The following is a 16,911-nucleotide window of genomic DNA, read 5'->3' on the forward strand; positions in this document are numbered from 1 at the left end:
GCAAGCGCTTGCGTAAGGAAATGTAACTGGACTAGAGTCGGCAGCACTCGACTACAAAAATAATAATTCCAGGAGCTCATCCATGAGCCTTGAACCCTTGCTTGAGATGCAGGGCATCAGCAAAACCTTCAACGGTTTGCGCGTGCTCAAGAATGTCGGCCTGAAGGTCTACCCCGGTGAAATCCACGCGTTGATGGGGGAGAACGGCGCCGGCAAATCCACCCTGATGAAAATCCTCTCCGGCGCCTACCAGGCCGATCCCGGCGGTGAAATCCGCATCGACGGCCAGCCCGTCGCCACCTTCGACCCCGCCACTGCCAAGACCCTCGGCATCGCCGTGATCTACCAGGAACTGAGCCTGTGCCCCAACCTGAGCGTGGCCGAGAATATCTACCTGGGCCGCGAACTGCGGCGCGGCTGGACCATCGACCGCAAGGGCATGCAAGCCGGCTGCGTCGAGGTGCTGCAACGCCTGGGCGCCGAGTTCAAACCCACCACGCCGGTGAGCAGCCTGTCGATTGCCGAGCGCCAGCTGGTGGAAATCGCCCGTGCGCTGCATGCCCACGCCAGGATCCTGGTGATGGACGAGCCGACCACGCCGCTGTCATCGCGTGAGACCGACCGCCTGTTTGCCTTGATCAAACAGCTGCGCAGCCAGGGCCTGGCGATTATCTACATCAGCCACCGCATGGCCGAGATCTATGAGTTGTCGGACCGCGTCTCGGTGCTGCGCGACGGCCAGTACATCGGCGAGCTGACGCGCGAAGCGCTGTCGGCCGAAGTGCTGGTGAAAATGATGGTCGGCCGCGATCTTTCCGGGTTCTACAAGAAGGAACACGCCGCCTATAACCCCGGCAACGTGGTGATGCGCGTGCGTGACATGGCCGATGGCAAGCGTGTGCGCCAGTGCAGTTTCGACCTGCATGCCGGCGAGGTATTGGGCATTGCCGGGCTGGTTGGGGCAGGGCGCACGGAGCTGGCGCGGCTGATCTTTGCGGCCGACCCGCGCACCAGCGGCACACTTGAAGTGGTGGGCAAGACCGTCACCCAACTGCGTAACCCGGCTGACGCGATCCGCGCCGGCGTGGTGTACCTCACCGAGGACCGCAAGGCCCAGGGCCTGTTCCTCGACATGAGCGTGGCCGACAACATCAACGTCTGCGCCTGTGTGCCGGACGCGCATGCCGGTGGCGTGCTGGATCGCGGCCATGCTGCCCAGCGTTCAAATGACGCGATAAAGTCGCTGTCGATTCGCGTGGCGTCGGGCAAGGTCAATGTCGGCGCCTTGAGCGGCGGCAATCAGCAGAAAGTGCTGCTGGCGCGGCTGCTGGAGGTCAAGCCGCATGTGCTGATCCTCGACGAACCGACACGGGGCGTGGACATCGGCTCCAAGTCCGAGATCTACCGCATCATCAATCAGCTTGCGCTGGCCGGTGTTGGCATTGTGGTGATCTCCAGTGAGTTGCCGGAAATCATCGGCACGTGCGACCGCGTGTTGATCATGCGCGAAGGCCAGTTGGTGGCCGAAGTCGGCGGGGCATCCGGCCACGTCATTTCTCAGGAACGTATTATTGACCTCGCCACCGGTGGCGATCAGGTGGCTGCCCATGGCTGATTCAAACAACCACACACTTGCCCTTGCGCCCGTCGGTAAAGCGGAACGCGTTCGCGAGCTGATGCGCACGGTCGGCATGCTGCCGGTGCTGATATTGCTGCTGGTCGGGTTTGCCCTGGCCAGTGAAAACTTCCTCACCGTGCAAAACCTGTCGATCATCACCCAGCAGGCTTCGGTGAATGTGGTGCTGGCGGCGGGCATGACCTTTGTGATTCTGACGGCGGGCATCGACTTGTCCGTCGGCGCCATTCTCGCGGCGTCCGCCGTGGTCGCGTTGCAGGCCTCAATGTCGCCACAGTTCGGCATGTTCGGGATTGCTGCCGGCATCGGTTTCGGTCTGTTGCTGGGCCTGGTCAACGGCGGGCTGATCGCCTTCATGCGCCTGCCGCCGTTTATCGTCACCCTCGGCGCACTGACCGCCATGCGCGGCCTGGCGCGGTTGCTGGCAGATGACAAAACCGTGTTCAACCCCGACCTGCCGTTTGCGTTTATCGGCAATGACTCGGTGCTGGGCGTGCCGTGGCTGGTGATCATTGCCGTCGCTGTGGTGGCGCTGTCGTGGTTCATCCTGCGCCGCACGGTCATGGGCGTGCAGATCTACTCCGTCGGCGGCAACCCGGAAGCGGCGCGCTTGTCGGGGATCAAGGTGTGGAAAGTGCTGCTGTTCGTCTACGCCATGTCCGGTGCACTGGCCGGGCTGGGCGCGGTGATGAGCGCCTCGCGCCTGTTCGCCGCCAATGGCCTGCAACTGGGGCAATCCTATGAGCTGGACGCGATTGCTGCGGTGATTCTCGGCGGCACCAGTTTTACCGGCGGCGTCGGCACCATCGGCGGCACGCTGATCGGGGCGCTGATTATCGCGGTGCTCACCAACGGCCTGGTGCTGCTGGGTGTGTCGGATATCTGGCAGTACATCATCAAGGGCATTGTGATCATCGGCGCGGTGGCGCTGGATCGCTATCGCCAGTCCGGCGCACGGACCTGATTTCACTCCAACAACAATCACAAGAGAGTCCCGCATGAACTTCAAACGCCTCTTTCCTGTTATGGCCTTGGCTGCCCTGATCTCCCACACCGTAGAAGCCCGCGAACTCAAGGCCCTCGGCATCAGCATGGGCTCGCTCGGCAACCCGTATTTCGTGACCCTGGCCGATGGCGCCACGGCGCGGGCCAAAGAGCTGAACCCCAACGTCAAAGTGACGTCGGTGTCGGCCGACTATGACCTGAGCAAGCAGTTCTCGCAGATCGACAACTTCATTTCGTCCAAGGTCGACCTGATCCTGCTCAACGCCGTCGACCCATCGGCCATGGCCTCGGCCATCAAGAAAGCCCGGGATGCCGGCATTGTCGTGGTGGCGGTGGATGTGGACGCCAAGGGCGTGAACGCCACCGTGCAAACCGACAACGTCGAAGCCGGCAAACTGGCGTGCCAGTTCCTGGTGGACAAGCTTGCGGGCAAGGGCAATGTGATCATCCAGAATGGCCCGCAAGTCACCGCCGTAACCGACCGCGTCAAAGGCTGCAAGGCTGCATTGGCCGGTGCGCCGGACATCAAGGTGCTGTCCGATGACCAGGACGGCAAAGGCTCGCGCGAAGGCGGCTTGAACGTGATGCAGGGTTACCTCACGCGCTTCCCGAAAATCGACGGCCTGTTCGCGATCAACGACCCGCAAGCCATCGGCAGCGACCTGGCGGCCAAGCAGCTTAAACGCAGCGGCATCCTCATCACTTCGGTGGACGGTGCGCCAGACATCGAAAATGCGCTGAAGACCGACACGCAAATCCAGGCCTCGGCCAGCCAGGACCCTTGGGCCATGGCGCAAACAGCGGTGAATGTGGGCAACGACATTCTCAATGACAAGGCCCCGGCCGCAGCGGTTACCCTGCTCACGCCAAAACTGATTACCCGCGACAACGTGGCTACGTACAGCGGTTGGTCGAGTAAACATTGAGTCATTGAGCAAAGGGGAACGCGTCGTGGTCACCATGGATGACGTGGCAAGCAGGGCGGGGGTGTCGACGTCGACCGTGTCCCACGTGTTGAACGGCACCCGCAAAGTCAGCGAAGCCACGGTGCAAGCGGTGCAGCGCGCAATTCAGGACTTGGGCTACATCCCCAATACCCTGGCGCGCTCGCTGGCCCGTTCCAGCACCAGCACGATTGGCGTGGCGATCTCGGCGCTGTCCAACCATTACTTCAGTGAAACCGTGCACGCGATTGAAACCGAGTGCGCCAAGCACGGCTACATGATGCTGTTTGTCGACCCCCACGACGACCCGGAGCAGGAGCTGCGGGTGGTCACGGCGTTGCATCATCGGCGGGTTGACGGGATTTTGCTGGCCCCGTCCACTGATTCCAGGGCCCTTAAGTATTTGCAGGCAAATGAAATGCCCACGGTGCTGGTGGACCGCATGATGAGTACGCAGTTTGACCAGATCGGGGTGGAGAATACCCAGTCCACCCAGGCCCTGGTCGCGCACTTGATTGAACACGGGCACCGCCGCATCGGCTTTATTGCCGGGCGCGCGGGGCTGGGCACTACCGATGAGCGCGTGGCGGGTTACCGGGCTGCGTTGCAGGCGGCAGGCGTGGCGTTTGATCCGCAGTTGCTGGTCAACGGTGGCTCCAACAGTCAGCCGGCGCGCGCTGCGACTGCGCAGTTGCTGGCCCTGAGCGCGCCGCCTACGGCGATCATGGCGGGCAATAACCTGATGACATTGGGCGCCATGCATGCCCTGCGTGACGCACAGATTGAGGTGCCGGGGCAGATCGCGCTGGTGGGTTTTGATGATTTTGACTGGGCGGATTTTTTCGTGCCGCGCCTGACCTTGATTGCCCAGCCGGTCAAGGAGCTGGGCGTACGCGCGGTGCAGATGCTGCTGCAACGCATGGCCTCGCCGGCCGCGCCGGTACAAAGCGTACGCCTGGCGCCGAGCCTGCAATACCGTAATTCATGTGGCTGTATTTGATTGGAATGACCCACGTATGAGCAGTCCTGTTTCCCTCGGTATTGATCTGGGCACCTCCGAACTCAAGGCGATCCTGATGGACGTCGACGGCGCCGTGCTGGCCCACGCCGGTGTGCGCTTGAGTGTTTCGCGACGTCACAGCGGCTGGTCCGAACAGGCCCCGCAAGACTGGTGGCAGGCCTGTTTGCAGGCGCTTGAGCAGTTGCGTGCGCACGCGGCTTTCAGTCGCGTGGTGTGCATCGGGTTGTCGGGGCAGATGCACGGCGCCGTGTTGCTCGGGGATGACGACCGCGTGTTGTACCCGGCGATCCTGTGGGACGACTCGCGTGCTGTCGCCGACGCTGAGCAACTCGGGCCCGGCTTCGCCGAAGTCACTGGCAGCCTGCCCATGGCCGGGCTGACCGCGCCGAAACTGCTGTGGCTGCAACAGCATGAACCCGAGGTGTTCAAGGCCATTGACTGCGTGCTCTCGCCCAAGGATTACCTGCGTTTACGCCTGAGTGGCGAGCGCATCAGCGAGATGTCCGATGCGGCCGGCACACTGTGGCTGGACGTGGCGCAGCGCGAATGGTTCGCGCCGATGCTGGGTGCCACGGGGCTTGCGCCTGCGCAGATGCCCAGCTTGGTGGAAGGCGGTGCGCCGGCGGGTTACGTGACGGCAAGCGGGCTGGGTTTGTCGCCCGGCGTGGTGATTGCCGGTGGCGGCGGCGATAACCCGGTGGCGGCCGTCGGCATCGGCGCAATCAATGCCGGCGACGGTTTCATCACCCTGGGCACCAGCGCGGCCATCGTCGCTATCACCGATCACGCCGCCGGCAACCCGGCCAGCGCCGTGCACAGCTTCTGCCACGCGCTGCCTGATCGCTGGTACACGATGGGCGCCATGCTGGCCGGTGCCAGTTGCTTGCGCTGGGTGACGCGCCTGACCGGTATGCCGGACGAACAAACGCTGCTGGACCAGGTGCAGGCGCAGTTGCCGATGGGCCAGCCGGTACCATTGGACACACCCCTGTTTTTGCCCTATCTGGCCGGTGAACGCACGCCGCATAACGACCCGTTGCTGCGCGGCGGCTTCATGAACCTGGGCCACGATTGCACCCCGGCGATGCTCGGTTACGCCGTGATGGAAGGCGTGGGGTTTGGCTTGCTCGACGCCTTGCGCGCCGTGCAATCGGCCGGCGCCAGCGTCGGCGCCTGCGCTCTGGTGGGCGGCGGCGCGCGCAGCGAGTACTGGGCGCAGTTGTTGGCGAACATCCTGCAGCGCGAGATCTTTACCTTGCAGGGCAGCGAATTGAGCGCGTGTATTGGGGCGGCGAAGCTGGGGTTTGTGGCGATCGGGCAGGGCGCGTCGTTGTTGCAAGCGGGCCTGCCGGTCAAGGCGCGGTATTGGCCTGATGCGACGCAACAGCCGGTGTTGGAAGCGCGTTATCGCAAGTTCCAAGGGTTGCTGGTGGCGGCGAAGGCGCTGCACGACTGATCAGGCTTGTTGTGGATAGCGGGGCTGTTGTGGCAAACGGGCTTGTTGTGGCGAGCGGGCTTGCCCCGCGTTGGGCTGCGCAGCAGCCCCAAACCCGTCACCGCGCTTTTCCAGGTGAATTGAGTCGGCAGGTTTCGGGGCCGCTTCGCGCCCCAACGCGGGGCAAGCCCGCTCGCCACAGGAATCCCGTCCACCACAGAAAGCCCGCTTGCCAAGCGAATCTGCAGCGTCACAACCACGCCGCGTCCCACAACGGATAATCGCCAATATGCTCGACCAGCCCGGCTCGTAGAGGGTTGGCGATCACGTAGCGGGCTATTTTCCTTACGTCTTCCTCGGCCCGAATAGCATGGTCGTGATAGCCGCGCTGCCAGAATCTTTCCCGGCTGCCTCGGGCTCGATTGATACTCAGCGTACTGCGCGATTTGGTCTGGCGCATCACATCGGGCAGGGTCGAGTTATGCAGGTCGAACAACCAATGAAAGTGATCCGGCATGATCACCCACGCCAGTGAGTTGACCTGGCCCGCGTCGTGGGTTCGTTTGAATTCTGCTACCAATAATCGTCCCAGCTCAAAACTGTTGAACAAGGGTTGGCGCTGATGCACCACGACGGTAACCAAATAAGCACGCCCTGATTCTGAGTAGCGACCGCGGCGTAACCGGTGAGAGTTGGGCTGACGAGACAATCCGTTGCTCCTTGCATGGATAAGAAGCTGTGACGCTAGCAGTGCCAGTGGATTGACCGTGTTGAGTTCGGTGTCCCTATATTTCCAGTGGGCACGGGCTTGTTGTGGACAGCGGGGCTGTTGTGGCGAGCGGGCTTACTGTGGCGAGCGGGCTTGCCCCGCGTTGGGCTGCGCAGCAGCCCCAAACCCGTCACCGCGTTTTTCCAGATTAATTGAGTCGGCAGGTTTCAGGGCCGCTTCGCGCCCCAACGCGGGGCAAGCCCGCTCGCCACAACCAGACCGCTCGCCACAGAAAGCCCACTGACGACAACAGTCCATCGGCTTACAGCGCATCCCATTGCGGTGCAAACGGGGGCTGCACAAAGCGTTGGTCTTTGGGCAGGCGCGCGATGGCTTGCATATCCTGCTCATCGAGTGTGACGTGCAGCGAATCGAGGTTGGCTTGCTGGCTTTGCGGACGCTGGGCTTTGGGAATCGCCGCCACGCCTTGTTGGCGTAACCAGGCCAGGGCGACTTGTGCTGCGCTGGCGCCGTGCTTGGCGCCGATTTGTGTCAATACCGGGTCAGTGGCCGCGCGACCCTGTGCCAACGGTGCATACGCAACCATCGGGATGCGTTTGCCGCGCAGGTAGTTGAGCAGGCGGCTCTGGTCGAGGAACGGGTGGTATTCCACCTGTACCGCGGCAATCGGCGTGCCCAGCACATCGATCGCCTTGCGCAGCATCGGCATGTTGAAGTTGCACACACCGATGTGCTTCACGCGGCCACTGTCGCGCAGGGCCAACAAAGCGTTCATCACGCCGGGCAGGTCCATGTTGGCAGCCGGCCAATGCACCATGAACAGATCGACGTAGTCCACCGCCAGCTTACCGAGGCTCAGCTCAAAGGCTTTTTGCAGCGCGGCCGGCGCCAACTGGTCATGCCAGACCTTGGTGGTCAGGAACACCTCGTCGCGGGGGATGCCCGAGTGTTTGATCGCCTGGCCAACGGCGGCTTCGTTGTCGTACAGGGCGGCGGTGTCGATATGCCGGTAACCCAGCGCCAGGGCACTTTCGACCACTGCCCGGCAGTCATCGCCGGGCATACGGAAGGTACCGAAACCCAATTCAGGCAGGTTCATCAGGCATTCGCCTCCGCGGTTTTATCTGCCAGCTCGCGCAACACCGTGAGCAGGGAAGTTGTGCCCTTGAGCACCTGATCGTGCTCGAAACAGATCCAGCCTTCGTTGAAGCCATCGACCATGCGCATGCGCGGCAGTGGGTTGTGTGCGCCTTGGGCGCGCAGCAACGGTTCCCAGGTATCGCGCTCAACCACCTCGGCGCGCACGTCACGGCCGAGCACTTGCGCCAGGGTCTGGGCGATGTCGTTCGGGCTGACCCACTGGCTTTCCAGTTCAACTACTCGGTGGCCGGCCCAGTCTTGCTGCAACAGTTGCGCGGCAAGTGTGCCGATGTCGGCCGTGGCAACCATTGGTACGCGTTTGTCGAGCGGTTGCAGGAAGCTGTGGATCACGCCGGTGTCACGCGCACTGCTGACGTCGTAGGCGGCGTTTTCCATGAACCAGCCTGGGCGCAGGAAGGTTACAGGGATGTCCAGGGCGCTCAACGCCTGCTCCATCAGCGTGCGCTGGGTCAGCAGGTTGAGCTCCTTGGCTTGCGCGCCGATGGTCGACAGGCACAAGATTTTTTGTGGCGCGGCGGCCTTGAGGGCCTGGCTGACAGCCGCTATCACGGCACGCGCTTCAGGAAACCCAGGCAGCGGATCGAAGCCCGGTGGCGGCAGGATGAACACAGCGGTCGCGCCCTTGAACGCTTCGGTCAGCGCCTGTGCATCTTCCATCGCGGCAAACGCGATTTCGCAGCCCTGGTCGGCCCAATAGGCCGCTTTGCCGGCGTCGCGAATGACGGCGCGAACCGGCAGGCCTGCCTTGAGGAGGTTATGCGCCAGGGCGCCGCCGACTTTGCCTGTGATGCCAGTGATTACGTACATGCGCTTTACTCCTGTGGGTTCCAATGTGTGGAGCCCAGCATAAAGTTCGGCCTGCGATGACAGAATAGCGATTACGTCACTGCGTTAGTGACGCAAAATCACGAATCGGCCAGTGGCGGCAAACGCCGTTTGACTGGGGTTTTCTTGACGATGGCGGTGTTGGTTTCGGCATAGGCGTTTAGCCGGTCGAGCAGGGTGTCGAGCTGGTCCATGGTGCGCACGTGCAGGCGCGCGATAAAGCAGTCCTCACCGGTGACTTTGTCGCACTCGGTGAACTCGGGAATCGCCTGGATCTGGCGCTCCACCTCCTGCAATTTGCCGGGCAACGGGCGGATACGCACGATGGCTTGCAGCAAATAGCCGAAGTGCTTGGGGTCGATGTCGACGGTGTAGTGGGTCAGCACGCCGCGCTCCTCCAAACGGCGCAGACGTTCGCCCACGCTGGGCGAAGACAGCCCGGTAATACCTGCCAACGCCTTGAGCGACAGGCGCGAGTCGTCCATCAAGGCGGCGATCAGTTGCTGGTCGATAGAGTCAATCATGCTGCCTGCCTAATTTAAAAAGGTAATTGAGGGGTTTTGCCTACTTTAGTCGCTGGAGGCGCCGATCAGCAGATTGCCATAATTGAGCCTCACTTGAGGAGCTCCATCGTGGACACATCTATTCGTCGCGGGTCGTGGGAAATGGTCGCCGCCATGCTGATTTCGGGCACCATCGGCTGGTTTGTGCTGGTGTCTGGCGTGTCGGTGATCGAAGTGGTGTTCTGGCGCTGCGTGATTGGCGCGCTGACGCTGTTGCTGGTGTGTGCCTGGTTGGGCTATTTGCGCCGAGACCTGCTGACCTGGGCCAAGCTCGGCCTGGCGATGCTCAGCGGTGTGGCCATCGTCGGCAACTGGTTGCTGTTGTTCGAATCCTATTCACGTGCGTCGATTGCCATCAGCACCGCGGTGTACAACGTGCAGCCGTTCATGTTGGTGATGCTGGCGGCGCTGTTTCTGGGTGAGAAGATCACCGTGCAGAAGCTCGCGTGGTTGAGCGTGGCGTTCCTCGGCATGCTGGCGATTGTCACCGCCCATGGCGAACAGCAAAGCGCTGGCGGGGATTATCTGACCGGTATTGCCCTGGCGTTGGGCGCAGCGTTTTTGTATGCGATTGCCGCCTTGATCATCAAGCGCTTGAAGGACGTTCCACCCCACTTGATGGCGTTGATCCAGGTGATTACCGGCGCACTGTTGCTGGCGCCGTTAGTGCCTTGGCACAGCTTGCCTGCCGCGACCCAGGCCTGGGCTGCGCTGATCACGCTGGGCATGGTGCACACCGGTTTGATGTATGTGTTGCTGTACGGGGCGATCCAGAAACTGCCGACCGCGATTACCGGGGCGCTGTCGTTCATCTACCCGATTGCGGCGATCTTTGTCGATTGGATCGCCTTTGGGCATCGCCTGGGTTGGCTGCAATGGCTGGGGGTTGTTGCGATTCTGCTGGCGGCAGCGGGGTTGCAGCGGGGCTGGTGGTGGCCCCGCTCCCCAAGGGTCAGTGCGTGCCCTGAAAGATGATGTTTTCCGGGTTGAAATGGCCCACGCCGCTGCCCGGCTGTGGCAAGCCAAGGATGTGGCCCTTGATCTTGCCCACCACGTGCATCTCGCACGGCTTGCAGTCGAACTTCAGGGTCAGTACTTCATCACCGTGGATCAGCTGCATCGGCGCCACTTTGGTCTTCACACCCGTCACGCCCTTGGCCTGTTTAGGGCACAGGTTGAACGAGAACCGCAGGCAGTGCTTGGTGATCATCACCGGCACTTCGCCAGTTTCTTCGTGGGCTTCGAAGGCGGCGTCGATCAGCTTCACGCCGTGACGGTGGTAGAAGTCCCGGGCTTTCTGGTTGTAGACGTTGGCCAGGAACGACAAATGCGCTTCCGGGTACACCGGCGGCGGCGACGTCTCAGCCTTGCGTCCACCCCGTGGGTGAGCGGCAACGCGGGCGGCGGTCAGCGCCTCGATCACTTCACGGCGCAAGGCTTTAAGCTGCGAGTTGGGGATGAAGAATGCCTGCGGCGCATCCAGCTCGATGTGCGTGGCGTGGTACTCGGTGGTGCCGAGTTGGCCAAGCAGGTCGCGCAGGGTGTCGAGCGCCTGTTCCGGCTTATTGGCCACGCCGAACGGGCCGGGCAGGGTGACGCTGGCGCTGATGCCTTCTTCGCTGGTCGCGGTCACGTCTAACTGGTCTTCACGCAGGCGCGCGACCCACTGCAGGCCAATACGGCGCTCGGCCGAGGTCTTGAGCAGGGCTTGTTGCCAGTTGTGGTCGAGGTTGCGGTTCAGCGGATGGTTGGGCCGCAACTGGTGCAGGCCGGCCGGCATTTCATTGGGCTCGACGCGGTAGCGGTAGCGTTTCTCGCCGTCTTCTTCGAACTCGCCTTTGGGTTCGGCGATGTTGGCGCGAAAACCCACGACTTCGCGCTTGATCAGCACATTGAGGCCGTCGCCGTTGGACAACGGCTCATGGGTGACTACCTGCAAGTCGCGCTTGCCGGCTTTTTCCACCACACCCACCGGCAGGCCGGTGAAGGTGGGCGTGTCGAAGGCGCCGATGTCGATCTTGCGGTCGGTGACGAAGTAGTCGGTGCTGCCCCGGTGGAAGGTTTTTTCCGGGTCGGGCAGGAAGAAATGCGCAGTACGGCCGCTGGAAGCGCGCGCCAGGTCAGGGCGGTCTTCGAGGACGTCGTCGAGGCGTTGGCGGTAATAGGCGGTGATGTTCTTCACATAACCCATGTCCTTATAGCGGCCTTCGATCTTGAACGAACGCACACCGGCTTCGACCAGCGCGCGGATGTTGGCGCTCTGGTTGTTGTCTTTCATCGACAGCAGGTGTTTTTCAAAGGCCACCACGCGGCCCTGGTCATCTTTCAAGGTGTACGGCAGGCGGCAGGCCTGGGAGCAATCGCCACGGTTGGCGCTGCGGCCATTCTGCGCGTGGGAGATATTGCATTGCCCGGAGAACGCCACGCACAGGGCGCCGTGGATAAAGAACTCGATGGCGGCATCGGTTTCATCGGCGATCGCGCGGATTTCCTGCAGGTTCAGCTCGCGGGCCAACACCAGCTGCGAGAAACCGGCCTGGTCTAGAAACTTGGCGCGGCCCAGGGTGCGGATGTCGGTCTGGGTGCTGGCGTGCAGCTCGATGGGCGGAATATCCAGCTCCATCACGCCCAGGTCTTGCACGATCAACGCATCGACACCGGCGTCGTACAGCTGATGGATCAGCTTGCGCGCGGGTTCCAGTTCGTTGTCGTGCAGGATGGTGTTGATGGTGGTGAACACGCGGGCGTGGTAACGGCGGGCGAATTCGACCAGTTGAGCGATGTCGCTCACCTCGTTACACGCGTTGTGGCGTGCGCCGAAGCTTGGTCCACCAATGTAGATGGCGTCGGCGCCATGCAAGATAGCCTCGCGCGCGATGGCGACATCGCGGGCCGGGCTGAGCAATTCCAGGTGATGCTTGGGCAAGGACATAGTTTTTTTAGTCAGGCTTGTCACGGTTGAGGCGGGCATTGTAGCTGTGAAATGCTGGGTGGGCACCTACCGCAGGGCTGGCTGGGCGAATGGGGTAGGTAGATTGGGAGCATATCCGTTGCTGCGGTAACGGCGGCTGGCGGTTCCGCTCTTACAGCGGGTCACTTTTGGCAAACGCCCGGAATGCCGGCCCAGCCAAAAGTAACCAAAAGGTCTTTGCCCCACCACTCGGTGCCTCGCCTAGGTTCGGCCAGCGTGGTTGACGGGGCCTGTCAGATCAAAATCAAAATCAAAAGCAAAGCATGGCGGCCTGACAGCCGACCTGAGTGGTAGAAGCAAAAGCACAGCAACACATTTCTATCTGATGCACAGAGATCCAAATGTGGGAGCGGGCTTGCCCGCGAATGCGGTGGTTCAGCTAAACATGAGTTGACTGACCCACCGCCTTCGCGAGCAAGCCCGCTCCCACAAGTTGACCGCGTTCAGCCTCCAGCACCGCACTGCTTTGCTTTTCTGTGGGAGCTGGCTTGCCTGCGATGCAGGCACCTCGGTCTATCTGACGCTATCGCGGCAACCCTTGATGTGTATTGCCAGCGATAACTCAGGCCTTGGCTGCCATCGCGGTGACTTCCACGCGCATGCCTTTAACGGCCAATGCGGCCACGCCTACTGCAGCGCGAACCGGCCACGGTTTGGCGAAAAAGCGTTTGTAGACTTCATTGAACGCGGCGCGATCAGCCATGTCGGTGAGGTAGATGGTCAGGTGCATCACCCGGTCCATGGAACTGCCGGCTTTTTCCAGCGCGACTTTCAGCGCTTGCAGGGTGCACTCGCTTTGCAGGGTGATGTCGCCGAGTTCGAGGCTGCCATCGGCGCGGGTCGGGATCTGGGTAGAGACCAGGATGCCGTTGAAGCCGACGACGTCGGAGGAAATCGAGTCGGCATCCGGATCGGGGGTGTAGCTCAGGTCGTGGTTGGCCATGGGCGCCTCTGGTTGGCTGTAGCAGAAGGCGCACATGGTCCCCGAAAATCACAGCAGGGGCAAACCGAGGGTTATGCCCAGCGGCGGAACAGCACGCTGGCATTCACGCCACCAAAGCCGAAGCCGTTGGACAGCGCATATTCAATCGGCATGCGCCGTGCTTCGCCGCGCACCATGTCCAGGCCGTCGGCCAGCGCGTCCGGGTTGTCCAGGTTCAGCGTCACCGGGGCGACCTGGTCGCGCAGGGCAAGCACGCTGAAGATCGCTTCGATGCCGCCTGCGGCGCCCAATAAGTGGCCGGTGGCAGACTTGGTTGAGCTGATGGCCGGGCCGCCATGGGCGCCGAACACGGTCTTGATGGCGGCCAGTTCGCCTTTGTCACCCACCGGCGTCGAGGTTGCATGGGCGTTCAAGTACTGGACCTGGGCCGCCTCGATGCCTGCCTGACGCAGTGCCTGGGTCATGGCCCGCCGCGCGCCATCACCGTCTTCCGGCCCGGCCGTCATGTGGTAGGCATCGGCACTGGTGCCATAACCCACCAGTTCGGCGATGGGCTGCGCGCCGCGTGCCAGGGCATGCTCCAGTTCTTCGATGACCAGGATGCCGGCCCCTTCGCCCATCACGAAGCCGTCACGTGCCTGATCGAAGGGCCGCGAAGCCCGTTCTGGCGTGTCATTGAAGTCGCTGGATAACGCCCGCGCCGCCGCAAAACCGGCCAGGCTGACCCGGTGAATCGCCGCTTCCGCACCGCCACACACCGCCACATCGATTTCCCCGGCACGAATCATCCGTGCTGCGTCCCCAATCGCTTGCACACCGGCTGCGCAGGCGGTTACCGGCGCGCCCAGCGGGCCTTTCAAGCCGTAGTTGATCGACACATGCCCGGCCGCCATGTTGCTCAGGAACGAGGGAATGGTGAAGGGCGACAAACGTCGCGGGCCTTTGCTGTCTGTGGTGCGCACGGCATCGGCAATCGCCGGAAAGCCACCCACGCCAGAGGCAATGATGGTCGCCGTGCGTTCCTGTGCCTGCGGCGTTTGAGGCGCCCAGCCGGCTTGCTTCAAGGCTTCATCGGCCGCCGCAAGGGCGAAGAGGATAAAGCGGTCCATCTTGCGCTGTTCCTTGGCGGCCAGCAGTCGATCAGGGTCAAACCCGGCCTCAGGGTCTTGCAACACGCTTTGCACTTGGCCACCGATGCTGATGGCGAGGTCACCGATCAATGCTTCAGGCAGACGGCGTATGCCCGACTGCCCATTCAACAGGCGTTGCCAGGTGGATTCCACGCTGGCGCCCAGCGGCGTCAGTGCGCCCATGCCTGTCACGACGATACGTTTACTCATGATCAATCGACTCCGGTTGCGTTGAGGGTACAGACCCTATGGACGTCACTATCATGATGAAAGTAACATGGCGTCACACAACTTTGTACCGGCACCTGGGAACCCTTATGCAACGCAAGTCTCTCGTCAGCGACGAATGCCCGATCGCCCGCAGCCTTGAACGGATAGGGGAGTGGTGGAGCATGTTGATCATGCGCGATGCATTGCATGGCTTGCGTCGCTTCGATGAGTTTTCACGCAGCCTGGGCATCGCGCCGAACATGTTGACGCGCCGCTTGAATGGCCTGGTGGACGCCGGGATGCTTGAGCGCCGCGCCTACAGTGAGCGGCCGCCACGGTATGAATACGTGCCGACGGCCAAGGGCGAGGATTTGCGCATGGTGCTGATGGCACTGGTGGCGTGGGGCAATCGGCACTATGCCGAAGAGGGTACCAGTGTCGAGGTGGTGGAGCGCGAGACGGGCAAGCCGGTGCAACCGATGATGGCAACGGCCGAAGGCACACTCGTGCCGTTGGATGCTTGCGTGGTGCAGGCCGGTCCAGCCGCCAGCGCAGGCATGCGCCAACGGCTGGAGCCTGGGGTGGTTACAGCAGAGTGAACGGGTAGTCGACGATCACCCGCAGCTCGTTCAATTTGCCGTCGCGCTGATCCGCGTTTGACGAAACCATCGCATCGCGCACGCGCAGCGACAGGTTTTTCGCCGGGCCGCTTTGCAGCACGTATTTGGCCTCCACATCCGTCTCGTGATGGTCGCCGTCGGCACCGTAGTCGCCGACGTAGGCGCTGTTGGCCGGCGTGTGCGTGCCGTTGATGTCGGAGCCGTTGACGTAGCGGGTCATGAAGCTCAAGCCTGGCACGCCGTAGCTGGCCATGTTCAGGTCATAACGCACGCCCCAGGACTGCTCGCCCGGGCCGTTGAAGTCGCCCCACTGAATCGAGTTGGCCAGGAACACTGAATCGCCGCCTTCACCCGCGCCGTTGTTGCCGGTGCCGATGTAGTCGAACGGCGTGTCGCCGTGCACCTTCTGGAACGACAGCGTCAGCGTGTGGGCCGCCAGGAACGAGTAGGCCGCCGCCACCGAATACGTGGTGTTGTTGATGGCCCCGGCCTTGGCGCTGCCGGTGTCGAGGGTGCGGTACAGGTTGCCGTCCAGCGCCAGCGACTGGTCATGGCCCAACGGCAACACGTAGTTGAGGTTGGTGTAGTACTGGCGCCAGATATCTTCCAGTTCACCGGCGTACACGGTTGCACTCAGCGAGGGCGTGAAGGTGTATTTGCCGCCGACGAAACTCGCACTGTTGGCCGCGACGTTGGCGTAGGTGGCATAGATATCGTGGTCATGGTTGCTGGTCATGCCGCTGTTGGTGCTGGTGAAATGCCCGGCTTCCAGGTCCAGCCCGGCGATTTCGCTGCTGGTCAGGTCAAACCCGGTGGCGGTCTGCGGCAGAATCCGCGTGCCGCCGGTGGCAAAGACCGGCGCCGTGGGTTGCATGTCACCGAACTTCAGTTGGGTCTTGGACACCTTGATTTTCACCGCGGCGCCGACGGAGCCATAGCCGTTTTCCGGGTCGCCATGGCGGTCGGTCGGCAGGTCACCGGTGCCGGCATCCGCGTGGGTGGCGTCGAGCTTCATCGCGCCATAGGCGTAGGCGTCTACGCCAAAACCAATGGTGCCTTGGGTAAAGCCCGAGGCGTAGTTGAGCATTGCGCCTTGGGTCCAGTCGCGGTTGTCTGCCTTGCCACTTTGGCGATCGCGGTCGAAATAATAGTTGCGCAACAGGCCCGTGATGCTGCTGCCGTCAATAAAACCCTTGGAATCGGCCTGGTCGCTGACAGACTCGGCAAAGGCCACTTGGCTGACACTCGCGCACACTGCCAGTGTGAGCAGGCTGCACTGTCTAATCATGGGTTTGATCATGGTGTTTACTTCCCCGGAATAAGTAACGCGCGCGCAGAAACATCGCAATTGTTATGGCGCATACAGTGTTGTGGGCAGATGTTTTCAGGTGAGCGTAGTGACGGTTTTTATTGTGTTCGACAGGGTTGCCGAAGCCGATTTTTATCATATTTTTCGCGGCTTGCAGCGGTGTGGCGGATTAAACTCGATTAATTAAACTTCACGTCTTTTAATCACGAGCGGGTGTAGCGTTGATAGGGTCTTAGCCGCTCTGCTTCGACAAAAACCTTTGGTTTGCCGCCGCAGGCTCTGCGGCGGATTTTTTAATGCTTAGTTATATAAAAGTTCATGTACGCCGCCGTCGTTCAGTGGTGGCTATATGATTGCGCTTGATTCAATTTCGCCCATGTAACAAGACTGTTGCACTTGCCCTTTAAT

At 61.9% G+C, this 16,911-nt stretch carries 15 protein-coding genes; 7 read left to right on the forward strand and 8 right to left on the reverse strand.

Translation table 11 applies throughout. The features are described from left to right. The first annotated feature begins 82 nt into the window (after positions 1 to 82). The 5 genes from AB5I78_RS14160 to xylB are packed head-to-tail and all read left to right on the forward strand — an operon-like array spanning position 83 to position 6,062. The gene (locus AB5I78_RS14160) at positions 83 to 1,615 is read left to right on the forward strand and encodes a sugar ABC transporter ATP-binding protein (RefSeq protein ID WP_242196830.1); all 1,533 of its coding nucleotides are present in this window, start codon (positions 83 to 85) and stop codon (positions 1,613 to 1,615) included. Beyond that, positions 1,608 to 2,600: a ribose ABC transporter permease gene (locus tag AB5I78_RS14165; protein WP_242196827.1), complete on the forward strand. Its 993-nt coding sequence runs from the start codon at positions 1,608 to 1,610 to the stop codon at positions 2,598 to 2,600. The genes AB5I78_RS14160 and AB5I78_RS14165 overlap by 8 nt, the downstream gene beginning before the upstream one ends. A 34-nt stretch (positions 2,601 to 2,634) precedes the next feature. After that, complete coding sequence (locus tag AB5I78_RS14170) at positions 2,635 to 3,567, forward strand: ABC transporter substrate-binding protein (protein ID WP_369302203.1); 933 nt, start codon at positions 2,635 to 2,637, stop codon at positions 3,565 to 3,567. 25 nt (positions 3,568 to 3,592) lie between these two features. Continuing rightward, on the forward strand, positions 3,593 to 4,585 hold the full coding sequence (locus AB5I78_RS14175; protein WP_145160617.1) for a LacI family DNA-binding transcriptional regulator: 993 nt from the start codon (positions 3,593 to 3,595) through the stop codon (positions 4,583 to 4,585). A gap of 16 nt (positions 4,586 to 4,601) precedes the next feature. Next, a complete protein-coding gene (xylB, locus tag AB5I78_RS14180; protein ID WP_369302202.1) occupies positions 4,602 to 6,062 on the forward strand; it encodes a xylulokinase in 1,461 nt (486 codons plus the stop codon). Positions 6,063 to 6,291: 229 nt separating this feature from the next. On the opposite strand, the gene AB5I78_RS14185 is transcribed toward xylB, so the two are convergent. From AB5I78_RS14185 to AB5I78_RS14200, 4 genes are all read right to left on the reverse strand, one after another. After that, positions 6,292 to 6,750: a transposase gene (locus AB5I78_RS14185; protein ID WP_369302201.1), complete on the reverse strand. Its 459-nt coding sequence runs from the start codon at positions 6,748 to 6,750 to the stop codon at positions 6,292 to 6,294. Between the two features lie 322 nt (positions 6,751 to 7,072). Then, entirely contained in the window at positions 7,073 to 7,870 is a 798-nt protein-coding gene (locus AB5I78_RS14190; RefSeq protein ID WP_369302200.1) for an aldo/keto reductase, read from the reverse strand. Further along, on the reverse strand, positions 7,870 to 8,739 hold the full coding sequence (locus AB5I78_RS14195) for an NmrA family NAD(P)-binding protein (protein ID WP_369302199.1): 870 nt from the start codon (positions 8,737 to 8,739) through the stop codon (positions 7,870 to 7,872). Before AB5I78_RS14195 ends, AB5I78_RS14190 begins: the two co-directional genes overlap by 1 nt. 98 nt (positions 8,740 to 8,837) lie before the next feature. Then, positions 8,838 to 9,281 carry an Lrp/AsnC family transcriptional regulator gene (locus tag AB5I78_RS14200; RefSeq protein ID WP_145160627.1) on the reverse strand — a complete coding sequence of 148 codons (444 nt, stop codon included), beginning with the start codon at positions 9,279 to 9,281 and terminating at the stop codon, positions 8,838 to 8,840. Between the two features lie 108 nt (positions 9,282 to 9,389). Between AB5I78_RS14200 and AB5I78_RS14205 the strand changes: the two genes are divergently transcribed. After that, positions 9,390 to 10,295, forward strand: a complete 906-nt coding sequence (locus tag AB5I78_RS14205) for a DMT family transporter (RefSeq protein ID WP_369302198.1) — start codon at positions 9,390 to 9,392, stop codon at positions 10,293 to 10,295. On the opposite strand, the gene AB5I78_RS14210 is transcribed toward AB5I78_RS14205, so the two are convergent. The 3 genes from AB5I78_RS14210 to fabF all read right to left on the reverse strand — a co-directional run bounded on the left by AB5I78_RS14210 (position 10,273) and on the right by fabF (position 14,574). Beyond that, complete coding sequence (locus tag AB5I78_RS14210) at positions 10,273 to 12,252, reverse strand: U32 family peptidase (protein ID WP_369302197.1); 1,980 nt, start codon at positions 12,250 to 12,252, stop codon at positions 10,273 to 10,275. The genes AB5I78_RS14205 and AB5I78_RS14210 overlap by 23 nt on opposite strands. 601 nt (positions 12,253 to 12,853) lie before the next feature. Further along, the gene (locus tag AB5I78_RS14215) at positions 12,854 to 13,234 is read right to left on the reverse strand and encodes a RidA family protein (protein WP_369302830.1); all 381 of its coding nucleotides are present in this window, start codon (positions 13,232 to 13,234) and stop codon (positions 12,854 to 12,856) included. Positions 13,235 to 13,305: 71 nt separating this feature from the next. Beyond that, positions 13,306 to 14,574, reverse strand: a complete 1,269-nt coding sequence (fabF, locus tag AB5I78_RS14220; protein WP_369302831.1) for a beta-ketoacyl-ACP synthase II — start codon at positions 14,572 to 14,574, stop codon at positions 13,306 to 13,308. Between the two features lie 107 nt (positions 14,575 to 14,681). Between fabF and AB5I78_RS14225 the strand changes: the two genes are divergently transcribed. Next, positions 14,682 to 15,173, forward strand: a complete 492-nt coding sequence (locus AB5I78_RS14225) for a helix-turn-helix domain-containing protein (RefSeq protein WP_145160638.1) — start codon at positions 14,682 to 14,684, stop codon at positions 15,171 to 15,173. On the opposite strand, the gene AB5I78_RS14230 is transcribed toward AB5I78_RS14225, so the two are convergent. Continuing rightward, positions 15,160 to 16,482 carry an OprD family porin gene (locus AB5I78_RS14230; protein WP_145160640.1) on the reverse strand — a complete coding sequence of 441 codons (1,323 nt, stop codon included), beginning with the start codon at positions 16,480 to 16,482 and terminating at the stop codon, positions 15,160 to 15,162. The two genes, AB5I78_RS14225 and AB5I78_RS14230, sit on opposite strands and share 14 nt — an antisense overlap. Positions 16,483 to 16,911 lie beyond the last annotated feature (429 nt).

The sequence above is a fragment of the Pseudomonas sp. N2-3-1-14 genome (genome assembly GCF_041228395.1).
Lineage (GTDB): Bacteria > Pseudomonadota > Gammaproteobacteria > Pseudomonadales > Pseudomonadaceae > Aquipseudomonas.

Coding starts and splice junctions, on each gene's coding strand:
- AB5I78_RS14160 (WP_242196830.1), top strand. CDS start 83: ATGAGCCTTGAACCCTTGCTTGAGATGCAGGGCATCAGCAAAACCTTC.
- AB5I78_RS14165 (WP_242196827.1), top strand. CDS start 1,608: ATGGCTGATTCAAACAACCACACACTTGCCCTTGCGCCCGTCGGTAAA.
- AB5I78_RS14230 (WP_145160640.1), bottom strand. CDS start 16,482: ATGATTAGACAGTGCAGCCTGCTCACACTGGCAGTGTGCGCGAGTGTC.
- AB5I78_RS14200 (WP_145160627.1), bottom strand. CDS start 9,281: ATGATTGACTCTATCGACCAGCAACTGATCGCCGCCTTGATGGACGAC.
- AB5I78_RS14215 (WP_369302830.1), bottom strand. CDS start 13,234: ATGGCCAACCACGACCTGAGCTACACCCCCGATCCGGATGCCGACTCG.
- AB5I78_RS14190 (WP_369302200.1), bottom strand. CDS start 7,870: ATGAACCTGCCTGAATTGGGTTTCGGTACCTTCCGTATGCCCGGCGAT.
- xylB (WP_369302202.1), top strand. CDS start 4,602: ATGAGCAGTCCTGTTTCCCTCGGTATTGATCTGGGCACCTCCGAACTC.
- AB5I78_RS14210 (WP_369302197.1), bottom strand. CDS start 12,252: ATGTCCTTGCCCAAGCATCACCTGGAATTGCTCAGCCCGGCCCGCGAT.
- AB5I78_RS14170 (WP_369302203.1), top strand. CDS start 2,635: ATGAACTTCAAACGCCTCTTTCCTGTTATGGCCTTGGCTGCCCTGATC.
- AB5I78_RS14225 (WP_145160638.1), top strand. CDS start 14,682: ATGCAACGCAAGTCTCTCGTCAGCGACGAATGCCCGATCGCCCGCAGC.
- AB5I78_RS14195 (WP_369302199.1), bottom strand. CDS start 8,739: ATGTACGTAATCACTGGCATCACAGGCAAAGTCGGCGGCGCCCTGGCG.
- fabF (WP_369302831.1), bottom strand. CDS start 14,574: ATGAGTAAACGTATCGTCGTGACAGGCATGGGCGCACTGACGCCGCTG.